The sequence below is a fragment of the Methylobacterium sp. WL7 genome, assembly GCF_008040085.1.
Classification (GTDB): domain Bacteria; phylum Pseudomonadota; class Alphaproteobacteria; order Rhizobiales; family Beijerinckiaceae; genus Methylobacterium; species Methylobacterium mesophilicum.
In genome coordinates this window covers 26,492-47,083 of record NZ_VRVG01000014.1, presented here as the reverse complement: position 1 = coordinate 47,083, position 20,592 = coordinate 26,492, and the positions used below count along the sequence as shown (strand labels likewise).

At 70.8% G+C, this 20,592-nt stretch carries 22 protein-coding genes; 12 read left to right on the top strand and 10 right to left on the bottom strand.

What is annotated here, in order from left to right; genetic code table 11:
* Positions 1-5 precede the first annotated feature (5 nt).
* Entirely contained in the window at positions 6-926 is a 921-nt protein-coding gene (locus FV233_RS06390) for a LysR family transcriptional regulator (protein WP_147896967.1), read from the top strand.
* Between the two features lie 33 nt (positions 927-959).
* Here FV233_RS06390 and rimM read toward each other — a convergent pair whose 3' ends face one another.
* From rimM to FV233_RS06365, 5 genes are read right to left on the bottom strand one after another with little or no spacing between them, the layout of a single operon-like run.
* A complete protein-coding gene (gene rimM / locus FV233_RS06385) occupies positions 960-1,655 on the bottom strand; it encodes a ribosome maturation factor RimM (RefSeq protein ID WP_147896966.1) in 696 nt (231 codons plus the stop codon).
* A gap of 11 nt (positions 1,656-1,666) precedes the next feature.
* Positions 1,667-2,029 (bottom strand): 30S ribosomal protein S16, encoded by a 363-nt coding sequence (rpsP, locus tag FV233_RS06380; RefSeq protein ID WP_147896965.1) that lies wholly within the window; start codon positions 2,027-2,029, stop codon positions 1,667-1,669.
* A gap of 4 nt (positions 2,030-2,033) precedes the next feature.
* The gene (locus FV233_RS06375; protein ID WP_147896964.1) at positions 2,034-2,369 is read right to left on the bottom strand and encodes a chorismate mutase; all 336 of its coding nucleotides are present in this window, start codon (positions 2,367-2,369) and stop codon (positions 2,034-2,036) included.
* Positions 2,366-3,949: a signal recognition particle protein gene (gene ffh, locus FV233_RS06370; protein WP_147896963.1), complete on the bottom strand. Its 1,584-nt coding sequence runs from the start codon at positions 3,947-3,949 to the stop codon at positions 2,366-2,368. The genes FV233_RS06375 and ffh overlap by 4 nt, the downstream gene beginning before the upstream one ends.
* Before the next feature lie 18 nt (positions 3,950-3,967).
* Positions 3,968-4,210 carry a glutathione S-transferase gene (locus tag FV233_RS06365; protein ID WP_147857418.1) on the bottom strand — a complete coding sequence of 81 codons (243 nt, stop codon included), beginning with the start codon at positions 4,208-4,210 and terminating at the stop codon, positions 3,968-3,970.
* Between the two features lie 300 nt (positions 4,211-4,510).
* On the opposite strand from FV233_RS06365, the gene FV233_RS06360 reads away from it, so the two are divergent.
* The 8 genes from FV233_RS06360 to FV233_RS06325 all read left to right on the top strand — a co-directional run bounded on the left by FV233_RS06360 (position 4,511) and on the right by FV233_RS06325 (position 11,392).
* Complete coding sequence (locus FV233_RS06360) at positions 4,511-5,143, top strand: ATPase (RefSeq protein WP_147896962.1); 633 nt, start codon at positions 4,511-4,513, stop codon at positions 5,141-5,143.
* A gap of 401 nt (positions 5,144-5,544) precedes the next feature.
* Positions 5,545-6,570, top strand: coding sequence for an aromatic ring-hydroxylating dioxygenase subunit alpha (locus tag FV233_RS06355; protein ID WP_147896980.1), 1,026 nt, complete (start codon positions 5,545-5,547; stop codon positions 6,568-6,570).
* A 105-nt stretch (positions 6,571-6,675) separates the two neighbouring features.
* Positions 6,676-6,912 (top strand): hypothetical protein, encoded by a 237-nt coding sequence (locus FV233_RS06350; protein ID WP_147856934.1) that lies wholly within the window; start codon positions 6,676-6,678, stop codon positions 6,910-6,912.
* Between the two features lie 76 nt (positions 6,913-6,988).
* Positions 6,989-8,050, top strand: a complete 1,062-nt coding sequence (locus tag FV233_RS06345; protein ID WP_147896961.1) for an MBL fold metallo-hydrolase — start codon at positions 6,989-6,991, stop codon at positions 8,048-8,050.
* Between the two features lie 130 nt (positions 8,051-8,180).
* Positions 8,181-9,800 (top strand): ABC transporter substrate-binding protein, encoded by a 1,620-nt coding sequence (locus FV233_RS06340; protein WP_147896960.1) that lies wholly within the window; start codon positions 8,181-8,183, stop codon positions 9,798-9,800.
* A gap of 101 nt (positions 9,801-9,901) precedes the next feature.
* Positions 9,902-10,150, top strand: a complete 249-nt coding sequence (locus FV233_RS06335) for a hypothetical protein (RefSeq protein ID WP_147856286.1) — start codon at positions 9,902-9,904, stop codon at positions 10,148-10,150.
* Between the two features lie 184 nt (positions 10,151-10,334).
* Positions 10,335-10,748, top strand: a complete 414-nt coding sequence (locus tag FV233_RS06330; protein ID WP_147856287.1) for an EF-hand domain-containing protein — start codon at positions 10,335-10,337, stop codon at positions 10,746-10,748.
* A 359-nt stretch (positions 10,749-11,107) separates the two neighbouring features.
* The gene (locus tag FV233_RS06325; protein WP_147896959.1) at positions 11,108-11,392 is read left to right on the top strand and encodes a hypothetical protein; all 285 of its coding nucleotides are present in this window, start codon (positions 11,108-11,110) and stop codon (positions 11,390-11,392) included.
* 41 nt (positions 11,393-11,433) lie between these two features.
* On the opposite strand, the gene pcaD is transcribed toward FV233_RS06325, so the two are convergent.
* Entirely contained in the window at positions 11,434-12,234 is an 801-nt protein-coding gene (pcaD, locus tag FV233_RS06320; RefSeq protein WP_147896958.1) for a 3-oxoadipate enol-lactonase, read from the bottom strand.
* A 171-nt stretch (positions 12,235-12,405) separates the two neighbouring features.
* On the opposite strand from pcaD, the gene FV233_RS06315 reads away from it, so the two are divergent.
* Positions 12,406-12,861: a DUF1810 domain-containing protein gene (locus FV233_RS06315; protein WP_147896957.1), complete on the top strand. Its 456-nt coding sequence runs from the start codon at positions 12,406-12,408 to the stop codon at positions 12,859-12,861.
* Here FV233_RS06315 and FV233_RS06310 read toward each other — a convergent pair.
* Positions 12,847-15,333, bottom strand: coding sequence for a PBP1A family penicillin-binding protein (locus FV233_RS06310; protein ID WP_147896956.1), 2,487 nt, complete (start codon positions 15,331-15,333; stop codon positions 12,847-12,849). The genes FV233_RS06315 and FV233_RS06310 overlap by 15 nt on opposite strands.
* 143 nt (positions 15,334-15,476) lie before the next feature.
* Entirely contained in the window at positions 15,477-16,136 is a 660-nt protein-coding gene (locus tag FV233_RS06305) for an HdeD family acid-resistance protein (protein ID WP_147857309.1), read from the bottom strand.
* A 197-nt stretch (positions 16,137-16,333) separates the two neighbouring features.
* Here FV233_RS06305 and FV233_RS06300 point away from each other — a divergent pair, with 197 nt between their 5' ends.
* Complete coding sequence (locus FV233_RS06300) at positions 16,334-17,602, top strand: HlyD family secretion protein (RefSeq protein ID WP_147896955.1); 1,269 nt, start codon at positions 16,334-16,336, stop codon at positions 17,600-17,602.
* Here FV233_RS06300 and FV233_RS31085 read toward each other — a convergent pair.
* The gene (locus tag FV233_RS31085; protein WP_246689920.1) at positions 17,589-17,744 is read right to left on the bottom strand and encodes a hypothetical protein; all 156 of its coding nucleotides are present in this window, start codon (positions 17,742-17,744) and stop codon (positions 17,589-17,591) included. The two genes, FV233_RS06300 and FV233_RS31085, sit on opposite strands and share 14 nt — an antisense overlap.
* Here FV233_RS31085 and FV233_RS06295 point away from each other — a divergent pair.
* On the top strand, positions 17,743-19,257 hold the full coding sequence (locus FV233_RS06295; protein ID WP_246689921.1) for a DHA2 family efflux MFS transporter permease subunit: 1,515 nt from the start codon (positions 17,743-17,745) through the stop codon (positions 19,255-19,257). The two genes, FV233_RS31085 and FV233_RS06295, sit on opposite strands and share 2 nt — an antisense overlap.
* Positions 19,258-19,269: 12 nt before the next feature.
* On the opposite strand, the gene FV233_RS06290 is transcribed toward FV233_RS06295, so the two are convergent.
* On the bottom strand, positions 19,270-20,544 hold the full coding sequence (locus FV233_RS06290; RefSeq protein ID WP_147896954.1) for a transglycosylase SLT domain-containing protein: 1,275 nt from the start codon (positions 20,542-20,544) through the stop codon (positions 19,270-19,272).
* Between the last annotated feature and the right edge of the window lie 48 nt (positions 20,545-20,592).

The following is a 20,592-nucleotide window of genomic DNA, read 5'->3' as shown; positions in this document are numbered from 1 at the left end:
GCATAATGGATCAATCGAGCGTCACGCTGGAGCGGATGCGGAGCTTCGTCCGCGTGGTCGAGCGCGGCAGCCTGTCGGCCGTTGCGCGCGAGCAGGGCGTCGGTCAATCGACCGTCAGCCGGCACGTGGCCGAGCTCGAAGCCGCCCTCGGGGCCAGCCTGCTGAACCGGACCACGCGGCGGGTCACCCTGACCGACGAGGGCCAGCGCTTCCACGCCGAGGCGCGCACCATCCTGCGGTTGGTCGACGAGGCCACGGACGGCGTCCGGAACGCGGGCGGCGGCCTGACCGGCACGGTGCGCGTGTCATGCACGGCGGCCCTTGGCGTTCGCCACGTCTGCCGGGCGCTGTTCGCAGTCCAGGATCGCTATCCGGGAATCAGCGTCGATCTCAGCCTGACCGATGAGCGCATCGACCTCGTGCGCGAGGCGATGGATGTGGCGATCCGGCTCGGCCCGCTGGCGGAGAGCAGCCTGCAGCGCAAGGCCGTCGGTCGCTCGCGCCGGATCCTGGTGGCGTCGCGGGGCTATCTCGCGGAACACGGCCGGCCCGAGAGACCGGACGACCTGGTGCGGCATCCGGCGATCCGCATGAGCAACGTTGCCGGCAGCGACACGCTGTGCCTGTACGGGCCGGACGGCGCGACATCCCGCATCCCGGTGGGCGGCCGCCTGCTGGTCGATCACGGCTTGGCCGCCCGCGAGGCCCTGGCGCAGGGGCGCGGCATCGCGGCCGCCCATATCTGGCTCGTCGACGATCTGCTGGCGGCGGGCGCGATCGAGCAGGTCTTGCCGGACTACGCGCCCGAGCCCGTCCCGCTCTCGATCCTGGTCGTGGCCGGCCGCATCCGCATCCGGCGCGTCCGCCTCGTCGTGGATGCCCTGGCGGCGGCGCTGACGGAGCTTCCCGGCATCGCCGGGCCGTGAGCCCGACGGTCACACCCGCGCTGGGACAGCGGGTCAGCCCGGATCGTCGGCGGGCTTCTCGCCGACCGGCGCGAAGAAATCCTCCGGCAGGACCACGGTGACGCGCCGCTGCGGGAGGTCCAGCACCGGCACGAACGCCTTGGTGAACGGCAGGAGCGCCGTGGCGCCGCCTGCGGCGGGGCGGAGTTCGAGGAGGTCGCCGCCGCCGTAATTCGGCACCGCTACGACCGTGCCGACGACGGTCCCGGCCTCGTCCATCGCGGTGGCCCCGACCAGGTCGGCCGCGTAGACCTCGTCGTCATCCTCGGGCTCCGCCAGGCGGTCGCGGGGGATGAACAGGGCGACGCGGTTGAGCGTCTCGGCGGCGCTGCGGCTGCCGATATCCTTGACCCGGGCGATCAGGATGTCGGGGGAGGAGCCGGGGGCGGTGCGCACGGCCGACAGGGTCAGCGTCCGATTGTCGGACGTCATGAGCGGGCCGTAGCCGGCGATCGCCAACGGATCGCCGGTGTAGGATTTCAGGCGGATCTCGCCGTTGAGCCCGTGCGCGCGGCCGAACTCGCCCAGGAGGACGAGGTTCGGGTCGGGCGGCGCGGGCGGTGCCACCGGCTTGGGGGCCGGTGCCTTGGGCGATGTCGCGGCCTCGGGCGCGATCGCGCCGATAGCCGTGCCAGCGCGGCCACGGCGACCGCCGTCGCGGGAGGATGGACCAGCGGGGCGGCGCGCCATGGCCTCGAGCCTCAGGCCGCGGCGTCCTCGGCGGGCGCGGCGGCCTTCTCGGCGCGCTTGGTGGCGCGCTCCTTGGCCTTCTCGCCGGGCTCGGCCTTCTGCGGGTTGTTGCGCGTCGGGCGCTTGGCCAGCCCGGCCTGGTCGAGGAAGCGCAGGACCCGGTCTGTCGGCTGCGCGCCCTTGGCGAGCCAGCCCTGGATCTTCTCGGCGTCGAGCTGGATCCGGGCCGGATCGTCCTTGGGCTTCATCGGGTCGTAGGCGCCGACCTTGTCGATGAAGCGGCCATCGCGGGGGGCGCGGGCGTCGGCGACGACGATGCGGTAGTAAGGACGCTTCTTGGCGCCACCGCGCGTGAGACGGATCTTCAGGGCCATTGTCTTAGGACTTTCTCTGTTCTTCGACCGACGGCGCATGGTTGGCCGCGATCGTCTGGTGGTGCCGGATGACCTCCTTGACCACGAAGGCCAGGAACTTCTCGGCGAAGTCGGGGTCGAGCTTGGCTTCGACCGCGAGCGTGCGGAGCCGGGCGACCTGACGCGCCTCCCGGTCCGGATCGGAAGGGGGGATCCCCTTTCGGGCCTTGAGCTCGCCGACCCGCTGCGTGCAGCGGAAGCGCTCGGCGAGCAGATGGATCAGCGCCGCATCGAAGTTGTCGATGCTGTCGCGCAGGCGGGCGAGTTCGGGATCGACCGCTTGGGCAGCGAGGACGCTCATTTCTTCTTCCCCGGCATGAATCCGCCGAGACCGGGCAGCTTCGGGCCGCCGAGGCCGGGAAGCCCCGGCATCTTGGGCATGCCGCCCAAGCCGCCGCCCAGTCCGCCCCCGCCCAGGCCCGGCGGCATCGGCGGCAGCTTGCCGCCGAACTGCTTCTCGATCTGCGCGATCTGCTCCGGGGTCGGCTCGGGCATGCCCGGCGGCAGCCCCGGCATGCCGCCACCCATCCCGCCGCCGCCGAGACCGAACATCGAGCCGAGGGCCTGCCCGATGCCGCGCTTGCCCGAGCCCATCGCCTTCATCATGTCGGCCATGGTCCGGTGCATCTTCAGGAGCTTGTTGATCTCCGAGACGTCGACGCCCGAGCCCGCCGCGATGCGCTTCTTGCGGGAGTTCTTGAGCAGGTCCGGGTTCTTGCGCTCGTGCGGGGTCATCGACGAGATGATCGCCCGCTGGCGCTTGAACATCTTCTCGTCGAGGTTGGCGCCCTCGACCTGCTTCTTCATCGCGCCCATGCCGGGCAGCATGCCCATCAGGCCGCCGATGCCGCCCATCTTCTCCATCTGGGCGAGCTGCATGGAGAGATCCTCCAGGTCGAACTTGCCCTTGCGCATCTTCTCCGCCGTGCGGAGCGCCTGCTCGTGGTCGATGGTCTCGGCGGCCTTCTCGACCAGGGAGACGATGTCGCCCATGCCGAGGATGCGGTTGGCGACGCGGGCCGGGTGGAACTCCTCCAGCGCGTCGACCTTCTCGCCGGTGCCGACGAGCTTGATCGGCTTGCCGGTGACGGCGCGCATCGAGAGCGCCGCGCCGCCGCGGGAATCGCCGTCCATGCGGGTGAGCACGATGCCGGTGACGCCGAGCCGCTCGTCGAAGGCGCGGGCGGTGTTGACCGCGTCCTGACCGGTCAGCGCGTCGGCGACCAGCAGCACCTCGTGGGGCCGGGTCGCGGCCTTCACCTCGGCCGCCTCGACCATGAGGGCCTCGTCGACGGTGGTGCGGCCGGCGGTGTCGAGCATCACCACGTCGAAGCCGCCCAGCCGGGCCGCCTCCATGGCGCGCTTGGCGATCTGCACCGCCGACTGGCCGGCCACGATCGGCAGGCTCTCGACGCCGACCTGCTTGGCGAGCACCGCGAGCTGCTCCATGGCGGCCGGGCGGCGGGTATCGAGGGAGGCCAGCAGGACGCGGCGCTTCTCGCGCTCGGACAGGCGCCGGGCGATCTTGGCGGTGGTGGTGGTCTTGCCCGAGCCCTGGAGGCCGACCATCAGGATCGGCACCGGAGCCGGGGCGTTGAGGTCGATCACCTCGGCATCGGTGCCGAGCATCGCCACCAGCTCGTCGTTGACGATCTTGACGACCATCTGGCCGGGGGTGACCGACTTGAGCACGACGGCGCCGACCGCCTTCTCCTTCACCCGGTCGGTGAAGCCGCGCACGACCTCCAGGGCCACGTCGGCTTCCAGCAGGGCGCGGCGGACCTCGCGCATCGCCGCGGTGACGTCGGCTTCGGTCAGGGCGCCCCGGCGGGTGAGCCCCGAGAGGATGCCGGACAGGCGGTCGGACAGGCCTTCGAACATGGTGTTTCCGACCCGCGCTTACTGTTCGAGGCCGGCGCGCTCGACGCGGCGCGCCTGGAGGGCGGCCTCGAAGCTGCGCACGGCGCTCGCGAACTTGTCCCGGCACTCCGGATTGCAGAAGCCGACCACGGCGCCGTTATAGAGCGTCAGCGAGTCGGCCGAGATCGGCTTGCCCGACCACGGGCAGGTCTCGTTAATCGCGTCCGCGACGTTCAATGCGGCGGGGGGCACGGCGACTCGGGTCACGGCGACTTGGGTCATGCGATAAGCCTCGACCGGCGGAGTCCGGCGAAGCGGATCGGCCCAACACAGATCGCGCCCGAGGGCGCGGACGCGCTGTCGGGCGTTGACCTCCGGCCTCGGGGGCCGGTCGGCTTCGTGTCGTGACGATCTGCTACGGATCGGAAGCGCGGGGGTAGCGGCAGCCACCGCAAAAGTCAATTTTCGGTATCACGCCCGCCAACCATCTCACGGTTGAGGCGCCAGGCGGGCATTAACTTTTACGGATCGTTAAGCATGTTGCGACTCTGATCGGGCAGCACCCGTTCAGGACGACCGCCGATGTCGGAACCCGCCCGCACCCTGCCGCCGCACGAGACCGGCAGCCGCATCGCCCCCGGCCCCCTGCGGGACTGGCTGGCGACGATGAAGACCCACAGCCCCGCCGAACCGCGCGGCGACGACCGCCCGCTGTACGAGGCCGCCCCGGAGGCCAAGGCCCCCCGGGGCGCCGAGGCGCCCTGGTCGCCCCGGCTGGTGGCGCAGCCCGAGGCGTCCGGCGCGGCCCCGGAGGATGCGGACGTGTCCGAGCTGATGGCCGAGAACATGATGCTCAAGGCCAAGCTGAAGCTCGAGGCCGACCGCCAGACCGAGCTGCAGGCGATCCTGGCCGAGGAGATCCGGGCGCTGCGCGAGCATATCCGCGAGGAGATCGGTTCGATCGAGGACCTGCGCGCCGAGCAGGAGGAGGTCCGCGCCGAGCGCGAGGAGTTCCGGAGCGAGCGCGACCGGTTCCGTCAGGAGCGGGAACACATGCGGGCCGAGCGCGACCGGGCCGTCGCCGAGCGCGACGGGCTGCGGGCCGAGCGCCACGCGATGGCGGCCGAGCGCGACGCCCTGCGCGAGGAGCGAGACCTGTGGCGCGCCCGGACCGAGGCCCTGGCCCAGCCGCTGTTCCAGGCCCCGAAGCGCTGAAAACACCCCCTGAAAAGCCGAAGGGCCACCCGCGAGGGTGGCCCTTCCATTGCCGAACCGTCATGTCCGGCGGAACTGTCCCGAAATCGGGGCTCAGGCGCGTCTTAGAACGACGCGCCGGAGGCGACGGTCCAGGTCCGGTAAGCCGAGACTGACGGCTGATGACAATGAGACACTGGATCACCTCCTTTCGTTCGTTGCGGGTCAAACGAAGGTAGGTGGCCGGACCCGGCTTGTGAAGCCCCGTGGCTGCGCCCGTTTGTCCTCCCCGCGCACCTGCTTTCCCGCTTCGGCTGCCGGGCGTATGACGAGCCCACCGAGGTCAGCCCGAACCGCCGTTGAACGCGCCCGTCACGCCCCTGCCGCGTCCGCCCGAGGATGCCGCCCTCGATCCCGAGGCCATGCGCCAGCCGCTCGGCAACGCGTGGTACTGCGTCGGCCAATCCCGCAGCCTCGGCCGCACCGGGCTCCGCGCCGTGGAACTGAACGGCGAGCAGATCGTGCTCGGCCGGACCCCCGACGGGACGCCGTTCGCGCTGCGCGACCGCTGCCCGCATCGCGGCATGGCCCTGTCGAAGGGCCGCTTCGACGGCGACACCCTGATGTGCCCGTTCCACGGCTGGCGCTTCGGCACGGACGGGCGCTGCCGGGACGTTCCGACCCTGTCCGAGCACGACGCCGCCGATTTCTCCCGCATCCAGGTCCAGCGCTTCCCCGTACGGGAGAGCGCCGGGTTCCTGTGGGTGAACCCGCATCTCGGGCCCGCCTCCGGCGACGTGCCCGCGGTGCCGGAGCTGGATTTCGCGCCGGCCGGCTCCCTGGTCGTGGAACTCGTGGTCGAGGCGTCCTACGATCTCACCACGCTGAGCCTGGTCGATCCCGGCCATGTCGCCTTCGTGCACGACAGCTGGTGGTTCCGGCCCTCGAAGCAGCTGCGCGAGAAGGTCAAGACGTTCCAGCCGGTGCCGCACGGCTTCGTCATGACGAGCCACGCCACCACGACGAGTTCGCCGGTCTACCGCCTCCTCGGCGGCGTGCCCGAGGTCGAGATCGAGTTCCGGCTCCCCGGGGTCCGGCTGGAGCGCATCCGCGCGGGTGACAAGCGGGTGGCCAACTACACCTTCGCCACGCCCCTCACGCCGGACCGCACCCTGCTCACCAACGCCCTCTGTTGGAGCATGCCGGCGCTGAACCTGCTCAAGCCCGTCGCCCGGCCGCTGATGCGGCAGTTCCTCACGCAGGACCAGGAGGTGCTTCAGCACGCGCAGGACGGCCTGGACCGCAAGCCGACCATGGTGCTGTTCGGACAGGGCGACCTGCCGTCGCAATGGTATTTCCGGCTGAAGCGCGAGGCCCTGGAATCGGCCCGCGCCGGGCGCCCGTTCGAGAATCCCCTGGAACGGCGCGAGCTGCGCTGGCGCTCCTGACTTATAGGGCAGTTATTGGGCTCTATTCGGAGCGAGTAACGCTCTATTAACCACAATTTGCGCAATGATTTCCGAGAAGTATTCCTCTCGAGACGCTGCGCGCCGATGCCCCGCTTCTACATCGACCTCCATGACGGTTCCCAGCCGGTCCGCGACGAGGTCGGCTTCGACCTGCCGGACCTGCCGGCCGCCCGCGCCAAGGTCACCCGGATCATGTCGGCGATCGCCCGCGACATGCTGCCCGACGTGGAGCGCCAGGATTACGTCGCCTGCGTCCGCGATACGGTCGGCAAGGTCGTGTTCCGCGCCCGCCTGTCGCTCGCCGCCGAAGCCGTGGAGTGAGGCAAAAGCGGGCCTGAGGCTCCCCGTCGCGGCGGCGAGAGCTTGACCACGGCGCCGGGCCGGCCATCTCCCACCTATGAAACGGCGCAGCCTGCTCACGGTCGCGAGTGCGGCCACGGTGATGACGCTCGGCGGCGTCGGCTATGCCGCCCACCGCCGGGGCAAGAACCCCTATTATCGCGGCCCGGAATCCGATCATTTCGACGGGTTGCGCTTTTTCCTGCCGGACCAGGCCACCGACAAGTCGTTGCCGGACGTGCTGCGCTGGCAGGCCGGGCGGCAGCGCGAGCCCTGGCCGAAGAGCTACCCGAGCCCGTTCCCCGCCGACCGCCCGCCCGAGCGCAGCGGGTCCCTGCGCGTCGTGCTGATCGGGCATGCCAGCTACCTGGTGCAGGTCGCCGGCCGCAACATCCTGATCGACCCGGTCTTCGCCAAGCGGGCGAGCCCGGTCCGGTTCGCCGGACCGAAGCGGGTCAACTCGCCCGGTATCGCGTTCGCCGACCTGCCGCCGATCGATGTCGTCCTGATCACCCACAACCATTACGATCATCTCGACGGGCCGAACCTCGCCCGGATCTGGCAGGCCCACCAGCCGCTGATCGTCGCGCCGCTGGGCAACGACACGATCCTGCGCAACTTCGACGACACGATGCATGTCGAGACCCGCGACTGGGGCGAGTCGGTGGATCTCGGCGACGGTCTCGCGGTCCACCTGGTGCCGGCCAACCACTGGTCGGCCCGCGGCGTTCAGGACCGGCGCATGGCGCTGTGGTGCGCCTTCGTGATCACCTCGGCCCAGGGCGTCCACTACCATGTGGGCGATACCGGCTTCGGCGACGGCGGGCTGTTCCGCGACATCCGGGCCCGGTTCGGGGCGCCGCGCCTCGCGACGTTGCCGATCGGCGCCTATGAGCCGCGCTGGTTCATGCAGGCGCAGCACGTGAACCCGGCCGAGGCCGTGGAAGCCTTCGCGCTGCTCGGGGCCGACCAGGCGCTCGGCCACCATTGGGGCACGTTCCAACTCACCGACGAGGGCATCGAGCGGCCCGCGGAGGCTCTGGCGGCGGCCTTGGAGGCGCACGGCATCGCCCCCGAGCGATTCCTGGCGCTGCGACCCGGGCAGGTCTGGGGCGCCTGAGGCGTCGAATACCGACGGCCGCCGCACTGGGCACGATGCATGCAAGATACCGTATGCAGGCTGCATGCGGCGCGTCTCGATGATGGGGTGTCGCGGACCGGCCGCGCGTCCCCTTCTGCCGAGAGACCCGATGGACCCGATCAAGCCGACACGCCGCTCGCTCATGGCCGGGGGCGCCGCCCTGGCCGCGCTCGGCAGCGCGGGCCGGGCCGGCGCGCAGGGCGCGGCCGCCGGCAGCCTGACCTACGGCATCTCGATGACCGACCTGCCGCTCACGACCGGCCAGCCGGATCGCGGCGCCGGCGGCTACCAGTTCACCGGCCTGACCCTGTACGATCCCCTGGTCGCCTGGGATCTGGGCATCGCCGACCGTCCGGGCCGGATGGTCCCCGGTCTCGCCACCGCCTGGGAGGTCGATCCGGCCGATCCCAAGGTCTGGGTCTTCCACCTGCGCGAGGGCGTGGCGTTCCATGACGGCTCGGCCTTCGACGCCGACGCGGTGATCTGGAACTTCGACAAGGTGCTCAACAAGGAGGCGCCGCATTTCGACCAGCGGCAGGCCGCCCAGGTCCGCCCGCGGCTGCCGGGCGTCGCGAGCTACCGCAAGCTCGACGCCAAGACCGTCCAGGTGACGACCAAGAACCCCGACAGCCTGTTCCCCTACCAGATGCTGTGGTTCCTGATCTCCTCGCCCGCCCAGTACGAGGCGGTCGGGCGCGACTGGGCGAAGTTCGCGTTTCAGCCCTCGGGCACCGGCCCGTTCAAGATGGGCCAGCTGATCCCGCGGGTCCGCCTCGAATTGCTGCCGAACGCCGGCTACTGGAACCCGAAGCGGGTCCCGAAGCTCGCCAAGCTGACGCTGACCTGCGTCCCCGAGGACCTCGCCCGGGTGAACGCGCTGCTCTCCGGCAACGTCGACCTGATCGAGGCGCCGGCCCCCGACGCGGTGCCGCGCCTCAAGGCGTCCGGCATGCGCGTCGTCGGCAACGACACGCCGCATGTCTGGAACTACCACCTGTCGATGCTGGAGGGGTCGCCCTGGCGGGACCTGCGCCTGCGCAAGGCCGCCAACCTCGCCATCGACCGCGACGGCGTCGTCCAGCTCCTGGGCGGCCTCGCCCAGCCGGCCGTGGGGCAGATGCAGACGTCGAGCCCGTGGTTCGGCAAGCCGAGCTTCCAGATCAGGACCGACGTCGACGCGGCGCGCAAGCTCGTGGAGGAGGCCGGGTTCTCGGTGAAGAACCCGGTGAAGGCGACGATCATGATCCCCACCGGCGGGACCGGGCAGATGCTGTCCCTGCCGATCAACGAGTTCGTCCAGCAGAGCTGGGCCGAGGTCGGCATCCAGGTCGAGTTCAAGACGGTGGAGCTGGAGGTGGCCTACACGGCCTGGCGCCAGGGTGCGGCGGATCCGGGCCTCAAGGGCGTCACCGCCGGCAACATCGCCTACGTCACCTCGGATCCGTTCTACGCGATCCTGCGCTTCTACGATTCGAAGCAGATCGCCCCGAGCGGCGTGAACTGGAGCCACTACCGCAATCCCGAGGTCGACGCCCTGTGCGACAAGGTGAAGGCGAGCCTGGACCCCGAGGAGCAGAACAGGCTGCTGGCCCGCATCCACGAAATCGTCGTCGACGACGCGGTGCAGGTTTGGGTGGTGCACGATACCAACCCGCACGCGTTGTCGCCCCGGGTGAAGAACTATGTTCAGGCGCAGCACTGGTTTCAGGACTTGTCGACGCTGGCCTGAGATCGCCGGGATCTCTGCGGCGCCGCGGGAGATGCCTTGCGCGAATCGGGAACGATCGTCGCGAGACTGTGTTGGCACTCCAACGCACGAAGGAGTGTCCCATGAAGACCCTGCTCGCCGGCGCCATCCTGGCCGCCTCCCTCGCGACTGTCGTCCCGGCTTCGGCCCAGCGCATCGATATCGGCCCCGACGGTCCCAGCGTCGACCTGCGCTCTCGCGGCCAGCGGGAGCGCGATTTCCGCCGGGACGAATACCGCCGGGATCGTGACCGCGCCGACGACGACCGGATGTATCGCCGCCAGCGATTCGAGGACGACCGTCCGGCGGTTCGCCGCGGCTACGGTTACTGATTCGGACTGTCCACAGCTTGCTGTGACTGGATGATCCATGAGGGGTCGGCGCTGGCCGGCCCCTTTTTCGTGTCCCCCGTCATCCGGACCACGCGCGGCTGACCTGCCCTGCCAATTTCGCACTTGCAGCATCGTCCGGGCGCGCCTAGGAAGATCCCGCATCAAATTTCGGGAGTATTTGGCAATGACCCTTCGTTTCATCAGTGGCTTCGCGGCTTTTGCCGTCGCCGTTTCGGGCCTCGCAGTTCCGGCCGCCCTCGCCAAGCCGGTGAGCGGCGCCAGCGCCGTCAAGATGATCGACACCGACAACGACGGCACCGTCGATCTCAAGGAAGTCGAGGCCGTCGCCTCCGCGACCTTCGACCGCCTGGAGAAGGATGCCGACGGCACCCTCGACGCCAAGGAGCTGAAGGGTCGCCTGAGCAAGGCCGGCCTCAAGCAGGCCGATCCGGACAACGACGGCACCGTCGACAAGAAGGAATACCTCGCCGCGGTCGCCGATCGCTTCAAGATGGCCGACCCGGACAACGACGGCACCCTCGACGCCAAGGAGCTGAACTCGAAGGCCGGCAAGGCGCTGCTCGCCCTCGTCAAGTAACGGCTCGTTAATACTAATTGCGCTCAGTGAAGATACAGGCGCCCCCGTGGATCTCTCCGCGGGGGCGTTCTTGTGTTTGAACCGGGAATGCCATGCGGTCGGACGACGAGCCGCCTCACTGCTGCTGCACCTCTTGGTTGTAATCGTTTTCTTCTTTGATGATGCCGTGATCGACTTTTGCGGTGGCGCAGCCTGCGACAATCCCGCTTTGAAACCTATATGCCTGCAAGATGGGCAAGCGGACGGTTGACGGACCGCAACCTGTAGGTGCAGTTTGGGACCGGTTGGGGGACCGAACCATGCGTAAGGATACGCCAGACGACGTCACGAGCCTCGAATTGCTCGCAGAAATGCGGGCCATGATCGACGCCGCGCGCCAGGTCATCGAAGGCTCGCAAGCCGCCCACGACGGGCCGGCCGGCGAATCGGCGCCCGCGCCGGTGTCGTCACTCGGGGCAGACGTGCAGCACGATCCGGTGGACCTGCTCGGCGACATCAGCGACAGCCTGCTCGACGCCTATCAGCTCGCGAAACACGACGGCGATCCGCTGACCATCGCGCTGATCGAGAAGGTCCTGTTCCATGTCGGGCGCCGGCTCGCGCGGGGCATGTCCCCCGCGGAGGCCGGCATTCCCTGCCACTGACGCGCCGTTCCGGGTGATGGCGGCTTGAGGCTCGTGGATCCTCAGGCGCCGCCGGCCTCGATGCGATCAAGGAACGCCCGCAGGTAGCGTCCGGCCGCGTCGGCGCGCTCGACCGCCAGGAGATGCGCCGCCCGGGGCAGCACCACGAGTTCGGCCTCGGCGATGCCGGCACAGAGTGATTCGGCCATGGCGGGGGGCGTCGATGGGTCGTCGCGCCCGGCCATCACCAGGGTCGGGGCCGTGATCGCCGACAGGGCGGGCCGCAGGTCCATCCGTCCGATCACGCCGCAGCACACCGCGTAGCCGACCGGATCGCAGGCGACGAAGCGCTCCCGCACGGACCGTACGGCCTCGGGTGAGCGCTCGGCGAAGGCCGGAGTGAACCAGCGCGCCAGCGTCGCGTCCACGAGCGCGCCGGTCCCCTGCATCCGCGCCGTCTCGGCACGCTCGTTCCAGCTCTGTGCGCTCGGAAGATGCGCGGCCGTCGCCATCAGGGTCGCGCTCGCGCAGCGCGCCGGATCGGCGCTCGCCAGCGCCTGCACGATCATGCCGCCGAGCGAGAGCCCGACCAGGTGGGCCCGGGCGATCCCGAGCCCGTCGAGCAGCCCCGCGAGATCGCCGGCCAGGTCCGCGATCTCGGTCGGCCGGTCGTGCGTCTCGGAGCCGCCATGGCCGCGGGTGTCGTAGCGCAGCGTCCGGAACCGGCCGGCAAGCGCCGGCAGCAGGGCGTCCCACATGTCCAGGGTGGCGCCGAGCGAGTTCGAGAACGCAACCACGGGTGCATCCTCGGGCCCCTCCAGGACATAGCGGAACGTGAGTCCCCGGACGGTGATCTGCGGCATCAGACGTCTCCGTGTACCGTTGCAGCCGGGCCGGTGCCTCCCACCGGCCGACGGCACGTCCCGCCGAGATAGGTCTCCCGCCGGCCGCGATCAGCGCCCGCCCGGATAATCCGGCCGCGCGCATCCGGGCGACCGCTACCGGGTTGGTGTAGTGCAGACCGGAGCCGGATCATGGCCGAACCCTACGATCTCGACCGTTTCGTCGCCGCCCAGGCGGGCGTCTACGACCGGGCCCTCGCGGAATTGCGGGCCGGGGAGAAGCGCAGCCACTGGATGTGGTTCATCTTCCCGCAGATCGCCGGCCTGGGCTCCAGCCCGATGGCGCGACGCTACGCGATCGGCACCCTGGACGAGGCGCGGGCCTATTGCGGGCATCCGGTGCTCGGCGCACGCCTGCGCGCCTGCACGACGGCGGTGAACGGCGTCACCGGACGCTCGGCCCATGCGATCTTCGGCTCCCCGGACGACATGAAGTTCCGCTCGAGCATGACCCTGTTCGCGCGCGCCGCGCCGGACGAGCCGGGTTTCGCCGAGGCCCTGGCGCGGTATTTCGGCGGCGCGCCCGATCCGCTGACGCTCGCCGAGCTTGGATCGCAGGGGTGGTCGAACACGTCACCGGCCCCATAGGCCGACGCGCTCGGCCCGGGCCTGCTCCTCGGCGCCGAGGAGGTCCGGGGGCGCATCGTCCGAGGCCCGGGCGCCGCCTGCGGTGAGGATCAGGGCGGCGAGGTCGTCGCCCTCGATCCGGCAGCGGCCTGCGGCATCCTCGGAGACGCTGCAGACCACCTCGCGGCGGCGCAGGTACTTGGCGAGCTGCCGGGCGAGGTGCCCGCGCTCGCCCACGACGCCGAGGAGGTGCACGGTCCGCCCGCGCAGCGACAGGGTCCCGGTGTCGATCACTTCGGGTACGCCCCGGATCTCGCTGGACGCGACCGGGGTCGGCTGTTGCGTCGGCTGCGGGGCCGGCTGCGGTGTCGCCGCAACCGCCGGGGCCGGCTCGGCCCGTTCCGCCGACGGGCGCGGACGGCCCTTGGCGAGCTGCGCGGAGGCCCGCTGGACGAAATCGTGGAAGATCCCGGCCGGCATCTCGCCGCCGAACATCCGGTTCATCGGGCTGTCGTCGTCGTTGCCGATCCAGACACCGACCACGAGGTCCGGGGTCATGCCGACGAACCAGGCGTCGCGGAAATCCTGGCTGGTGCCGGTCTTGCCGCCGATGATCTGGCCCGGCACCCGCGCCGCCCGGCCGGTCCCGGAATCGACCACCGCCTGGAGCGAATCGAGCATCATCTGGCGCGGCTCCTGCGCCAGGGTGCCGGCCGGCGCCGGCTCGGCCCGGACGTAGAGCGGCTGCGGGGCCGCCCCGCGGATCGCGTGGATGCCGAAGCTCGCCAGCGGCGCGCGGCCGGAGAGCACCGAGCCGTAGGCGCGGGTCATCTCCAGCAGGCTGACGGTGCCGGAGCCGAGGACGAGGCTCGGCACGTTCGGCAATTCGGACTGGATCCCCAGCTTGCGCGCGGTGGCGATCACCGCCGGGATGCCGACATCCTGCCCGAGCTGGGCCGCCACCGTGTTGATCGATTGCGCGAAGGCGGTCCGCAGCGGCACCGGCCCACGGTAGCGCCCGTCGTCGTTCTCGGGCTCCCAGTCGCCGATCCGCACCGGGCGATCGTCCATCACGCTCTCGGGCGTCAGGCCCTGCTCGTAGGCCGTCAGGTAGACCAGGAGCTTGAACAGCGAGCCCGGCTGGCGCTTGGCCTGGACCGCACGGTTGAACTGGCTGTCCTCGTAGTCCCGGCCACCCACCATCGCCAGGATCGCGCCGGCCTTCGACAGCACCACCATGGCGGCCTGGCCGACCTTGCGCTTGGCGCCGTCCTTGTCGAGGCGCCGGGCGACGACGCCCTCGGCGAGGCTCTGCAGGTCGAGGTTGAGGGTCGAGCGCACGGTCATGTCGCCGTCGGTCCCGGCCAGGCGCTTCACGTCGCCGGCGATCATGTCGAGGAAGTAGTTGGTGCCCGGCGGCGCCTCGGGGGGCGAGCGCAGGGTCACGCTCTGCTTGCGCGCCGCGTCGGCGTCCTTCTGCGTGATCGCCCCGGTCTCGACCATGGCCTGGAGCACCACGTCGGCCCGCTCCTTGGCGCCGCCGAGGTTGCGGGTCGGGGCGAGCTGCGAGGGCGCCCGTACCAGCCCGGCCAGCATGGCCGCCTCGGGCAGGGTCAGGGCCTTGGCGGGCTTGCCGAAATAGCGCCGGGCCGCCGCGTCCGCCCCGTAGGCGCCGGCGCCGAAATAGGCGGCGTCGAGATAGCCGAGCAGGATCTCGTCCTTGCTCATCGTGGTCTCGACCCGGAGCGCCAGGAACGCCTCCTGGACCTTGCGCCAGAGCGTCTTCTCCTGGTTGAGCGAGGTCAGGCGGACATATTGCTGCGTGATGGTCGAGCCGCCCTCGCGCACCCCGCCGCCCGCGGCGTTGCGCCAGGCGGCGCGGGCGAGGCCGCGCAGGTCGATGCCCCAGTGGCTGTAGAACCGGCGATCCTCGATCGCGACGATCGCCTTGGCGAGGTTCGGGGGCAGGTCGGCGGCGGTGAGCTTCTGGCCGCGGAAGCTGCCCCGGGTGGCGAAGACCCGGCCGTCATCGGCCTCGACGGTGATCGCCCGCTGGCCGGTCTCGACGACCGCCCCGCCCAGCGGCGGCAGGGTCACCAGGGCGGCCAGCAGGTAGACCGCCAGCGCCAGGGCCGGCAGCAGGATCGCGGCCCCGGCGGCGAGCAGAACGGGCCGGCGCCGCAGGCGGCCGAAGCGGCCTTGGCCTTCCGCGAAGCCCGGTACCGTGTCCGCCGCAGCGGACCGCTCGGCCGCGACGGGCCGCGCGCGGTCACGTCGCCGGGTCAGGGCGCCGGCGATTCGCGAGAAAGCCGAACGCCCGGCTTGCAGCATGCCGCGCCCGGCGGCGGCGATCAGGATCCACAGGTGGCGGAAAAGATCGCGCGCGGCGCGTCCGGCCTCTCGGGCCGCCCGGCGCGGGTCCGCCGTGTCGGCCCCGGGATCCCGTGCGGGGCCCGGATCGGTCGGGGCGCGCTCCGGCGCGTCTGGCGTCATCGCGATGCGTGTTCCGGGACCGGACCGTCCGGTCGAGGCAGCGTTCTAAGCTGCATTCGGGTGCGAGTCCCATCGACAAACGGACGATGCCCGGTCGCGGCGTCCGAGGCGCCGCGACCGTGTGCCCCGCGCAACGCGAACCGCTACCGCCCGGCGACCGGTCCGGCCATTCCGTGGCGGCTGCGCAGCTTCACCGCGAGGATCAGCAGGAGCACGCCGAACGCGAACGTGTAGGCGCCGATCCACCAGGTCAGGACCAGGGCGGACATGCCCGGCTCCAGGATCAGCGCGATGCCGAACAGGATCGAGACGAGGCCGCCGAGCCCCAGCCACCAGCGCCCGTAATGCAGGTGCAGCCGGAACGCCGCCGCGATCATCAGCCCGCCGGTGACGAGCGCCCAGGCGGCGAGGAGCAGCACGAAGGCCCAGACCGCGGCGGCCGGCACCAGCACGGCGGCCACGCCCACGACAACGTCGACGATGCCTTCGAGCAGCAGGAAGCCCCAGCGCTCGTGCCGCTGGGCCGCCCGCACCGCGCCGACGATGGCGAAGATCCCGTCGACCAGCATGTAGGCGGCAAACAGGAACACCAGCGACAGCACGAAGGCCTGCGGAGCCGCGAAGGCGACGATGCCGAACAGGATCGCGACGACGCCGCGCAGGGCGATGAGCCACCAGTTCCGGGCGAGCACCGTGCTCATGGCGTCCAGGCGGGCGGTGCCGGTCAGCGGGATGCCCGAGGGCGACGTCGCGCTCGAACCGATGCCGGATCCGGGCGGTCTCGGGGACGGGGTGCTGGTCATGGCGGAACTCCGAAGCGCGTCGGGCGCATGCCCGGCCGACCCGCCCGCAGAACGCTGCACTGCGACAAGCGTTCCTGAACGCGGCCGCCGACGGGCCGGAACCTTGGCGCGGCCGCCGGCTTTTGCTGACCGAGGCGGGCACGAACAGAGCCCGGCCGCCGCAGGGTGGCCGGCCCATCCGGTGGTGATGAGACGCCATGTTTGACGATCAGCGGCAGGCAGCCGAGTCCGCGTCCCATCCGCTGCCGGCCGAGAGCCGGCCCGAGCCGCCCGCTCGCGACATCCTTGATCTCGGCCGGGACGCCGCGCCTGCCGAGACCGCGCGCAAGCCGTCCCGGGACGACGACCGGGGCGCCCCCGAGGCAGACGCCGACCGGGATGGCGACCAGGAGGACGGCGCCCCCGGGGACGGCGAGCAGGACGAGGACGAGCGGCGCCCGGGCGTCCTGCGGCGCCATCCGGTGGCGTTCATCCTCGGAGCCCTCGCGGTGGTCGCGCTCGGCGTCGGCGTGTTCTTCTACTGGCTGCTGTACATGCACCCCTACGAGAGCACCGACGACGCGTTCGTCGATGCCCGCAGCATCTCGGTCCAGCCGAAGGTCGGCGGCTATCTCGTCGCGGTGCCGGTCACCGACAACCAGCACGTCGATGCCGGGCAGATGCTGTTCCAGATCGACCAGCGCGACTACAAGATCGCCCTCGAACAGGCCAAGGCGCAGGTCGTGGCCGACGCGGCGGCGATCAAGAACATCGACGCCCAGATCCAGGCGCAGTACGCCAACATCGACGTGTCGAAGGCCCAGGTCGCCACCGCCGAGGCGGCGCTGAAGTTCGCCCAGGAGGACGCGGCCCGGTACAAGGACCTGGCGGAGCGCGGATCGGGCTCGGTCCAGCAATCCCAGTCGGCCACCTCGACGCTGCAGCAGCGCCAGGCTTCGGTGCAGAGCGCCAACGCGAGCGTCGTGGCGGCCCAGAAGCAGATCGGCTCGCTCCAGGCCCAGAAGGCCTCGACGGAAGCGCAGCTCGCCCGCGACAAGGCGCAGGTCGAGCAGGCCGAGCTGAACCTCGGCTACACGACGATCCAGGCCGTGCAGCCCGGGCGCGTGGTCCGGCTGACGGGCGGCATCGGAGCCTACGCGCAGGCCGGCCAGAGCCTCTCGATGTTCGTGCCGGACGACATCTGGGTCACGGCGAACTACAAGGAGACGCAGATCGCCGACATGCGTCCCGGCCAGCCGGTGGACCTCGTGATCGATGCCTATCCGAGCCGCACGATCCACGGCACCGTGGCCTCCGTCCAGCCGGGTTCGGGCACCGCCTTCAGCCTGCTGCCGGCCCAGAACGCCACCGGCAACTACGTGAAGGTCACGCAGCGCATCCCGGTGAAGATCGTGGTGAAGGACTGGCCGACGGACGTGTCGATCGGCCCGGGCATGTCGGTCGTGCCCACCGTCACGGTGCGGTGACCGCGATGGCCGGCACGGCCCAGGCCTCCGGGGGCAGGTCGCCTGCAGGCAAAGCGTCCGGCGCGAAGGCGTCCGCGGCGAAGGCACCCGGCGGCCACAATCCCTGGCTGATCGCCGGCGTGGTGGCGCTGGCGACCTTCATGGAGGTGCTCGACACCACCATCGCCAACGTCGCCCTGCGCTACATCTCGGGCGGCCTCGCGGTCGGGCCCGACGAGGCGGCCTGGGTGGTGACGAGCTACCTGGTGGCCAACGCCATCACGCTGACCGCGTCGAGCTTTCTGGCCAAGCGCTACGGCCGCAAGGCGTTCTTCATGTGGTCGGTGGCCCTGTTCACCATCGCGTCGATCCTGTGCGGCTTCGCCTGGAGCCTCGAATCGCTGCTGCTGTTCCGGGTGCTGCAGGGGCTGGGTGGCGGCGGCATGGCGCCGCTGGCGCAGTCGATCCTCGCCGATTCGTTCCCGCCCGAGAAGCGCGGGCAGGCCTTCGCCCTCTACGGCGTGGCCATCGTGGTCGCGCCCGTGATCGGCCCGACGCTGGGCGGCTGGCTGTCGGACAACGCCTCCTGGCACTGGTGCTTCCTGATCAACGGGCCGATCGGCATGATCGCGCTCGGGCTGATGTACTGGCTGATCGAGGACAGCGAGGCGGCCAAGAAGGAGCGCCGCGCCCTGGTGCGCAAGGGCATCCGGTTCGACCTCGTCGGCTTCCTGCTGGTCGCCGTGTTCCTCGGCTCGCTCGAGGTCATCCTCGACGAGGGGCAGCGGAAGGACTGGTTCGGCACCTCGACCCTGATGAACGTCTCCGGCGTCCTCGTGGTCGTCTCGTTCGTCGCCATGATCCCGTGGCTCCTGAACCAGAAGAATCCGGCGGTGGACCTGCGCCTGATCGGCAACCGCCAGTTCGGCTCCTGCTTCCTGGTGATGATGTTCACCGGGGCGATCCTGATCTCCACCACGCAGTTCATCCCGCAGATCACGCAGGAATATTACGGCTACACCGCCACCCTGTCGGGCCTCGTCCTCGGCCCGGGCGGCATGGTCACGGTGGTGATGATGTTCCTCACCGGCCGGGCCTCGGCCTACGTGCAGCCGAAATGGCTGATCGCCGCCGGCATGACCATTGTGGCGCTGGGAATGTACGACCTGACGCGCCTCAACGGCACGACCACCTTTTCGTTCTTCGCGTGGTCGCGGGTCTATATCGGCATCGGCCTGCCGATGGTGTTCCTGTCGATCACCTCGGCCTCCTACGAGGGCCTGCGCAAGGACCAGACCGACCAGGCCTCGGCCCTGATCAACGTCGCCCGGAACGTCGGCGGCTCCATGGGCGTCTCGCTCGCCCAGAACGTGCTGGCCTATCGCAGCCAGTTCCACCAGAGCCGGCTGGTCGAGAGCGTCAACCCGACGGCGCCGGGCTACCAGGAGACCATGCGGCAGGCGACGCAGTACTTCTCCGAGCACGGCTATGCCGGCGTCGAGGCCCAGAGCCAGGCGACCGCCTGGATCGGCAGCGTGCTCCAGACCGAGGTCGCCTACTGGGCCTATATCGACGTGTTCTGGGTGCTGGGCCTGGTCGCCGCCTGCGCGGTGCCCCTCGCGCTGAGCCTGAAATCGGTCAAGCTCGGCGGTGGCGCGGCGGCGGGCGGGCACTGACCGTCGATGGCGTCAGACGCCGTCCGGCGGCAGCGCCTCCGTGACCTCGACGCGGCGGTTGTCCGGCGACGGGGCGGCCTCGTTGGCGGCGGTCTCGGTCTGGGCCGGCGCCCTGTCGACGGCCGCCGCCACCGCGGCGACACCCTGGTAGCGGGTCAGGCGTCGATCGATCATGTCGTCGATCCGGCCGTGCAGCTCCGCGACCGTCAGGCTGCGGCGCTTGCCGCCGGACTTCTCGGTGAACAGGCTGCGGTTGGCCCGGGCGGCGCTGCGGAACTCGCGCCCCGCCACCTCGTCGGGCTTCTCGGAGGAGAGCGACAGGAAGCGCCCGGCGCTGGCGCTGCCCAGGAAGTGGGCGAGGTACAGCTCCGTGGTGGTGAGCGTCCGGCCGACCCGGGCCTCGATCCGCTCGCGGTCGCGCTTGATCAGCTCGGCCGCCATCAGGGCGGCGATCCGGGGATCGTTGCGCAGGTTGAGCACGCGGGCCCGCATGGAACTCGCGACGGTGATCGCGGAGCCACGGCCCTTCACGGCGGCGGCCTCTTCGTCGAGGCCGTAGCGGGCGCCGTAATCGCGGATCATCTCCAGCCAGGTGCGGGCGACGAACTGGAACAGGCCCTGCGCCGAGGAGGTCCCGGCCTTGGCCTCCGTGTCGAAGCTCGATTCCTTGTCGGCAAGCGCCATCATGTAGACCGGGTCGACCCCGGCTTCGTCGGAGGCCTTCACGATCGTGTCGACCACCTTGCGCGGCACGCTGCGCTCGCCGAACCGGACGGCGTCCTCGCCCTGCTCCTGGGTGACCCGCGGCAGGCTCGCGAGGTCGTCCTGGATCAGCGCGGCGGTCGCCGGCTCCTGGTCCTCGACGGGGAGCCCGGTCCAGGCGGCCGCGCCCTCGGCCGGCGCCGCGTCCGGGAATCCGGCCCGCAGGCCCTCGTCCGGCGCGCCGTCCCGCAACCAGCCGGTGCGGCCGTCGGCGGCGAGGGCCTGGGCGGTGCGCGGGCTAATATCGATCCGGTCATGGGCCTGCGCGGCGGGCGCGAAGAAGGCCGGCGCGAAGGCCGCCTGCGGCAGGCCGAACCCGGAAACGAAGCCCAGAGCTAGGGTCCCGGTGAAGCGCCGGAGGCCGTTGCGGCCCATGCGGCGAAGTGCCCGGTGCTTGGTCCCATCCTGCTGCCGCGGCAGCCAGGCCACGGTCTCATCCTCAAAACGACTCGTGCGGTCGGACGTCTTCGGCACGAGTCGGCTCACGTCGTCGGCGCAACGCGCCGGCTCCGGGAAAACCCCCATCACTGGTCCTCTTCCAGATTGTCCCTTGCGTCGGCCCGGCGTCTGGCG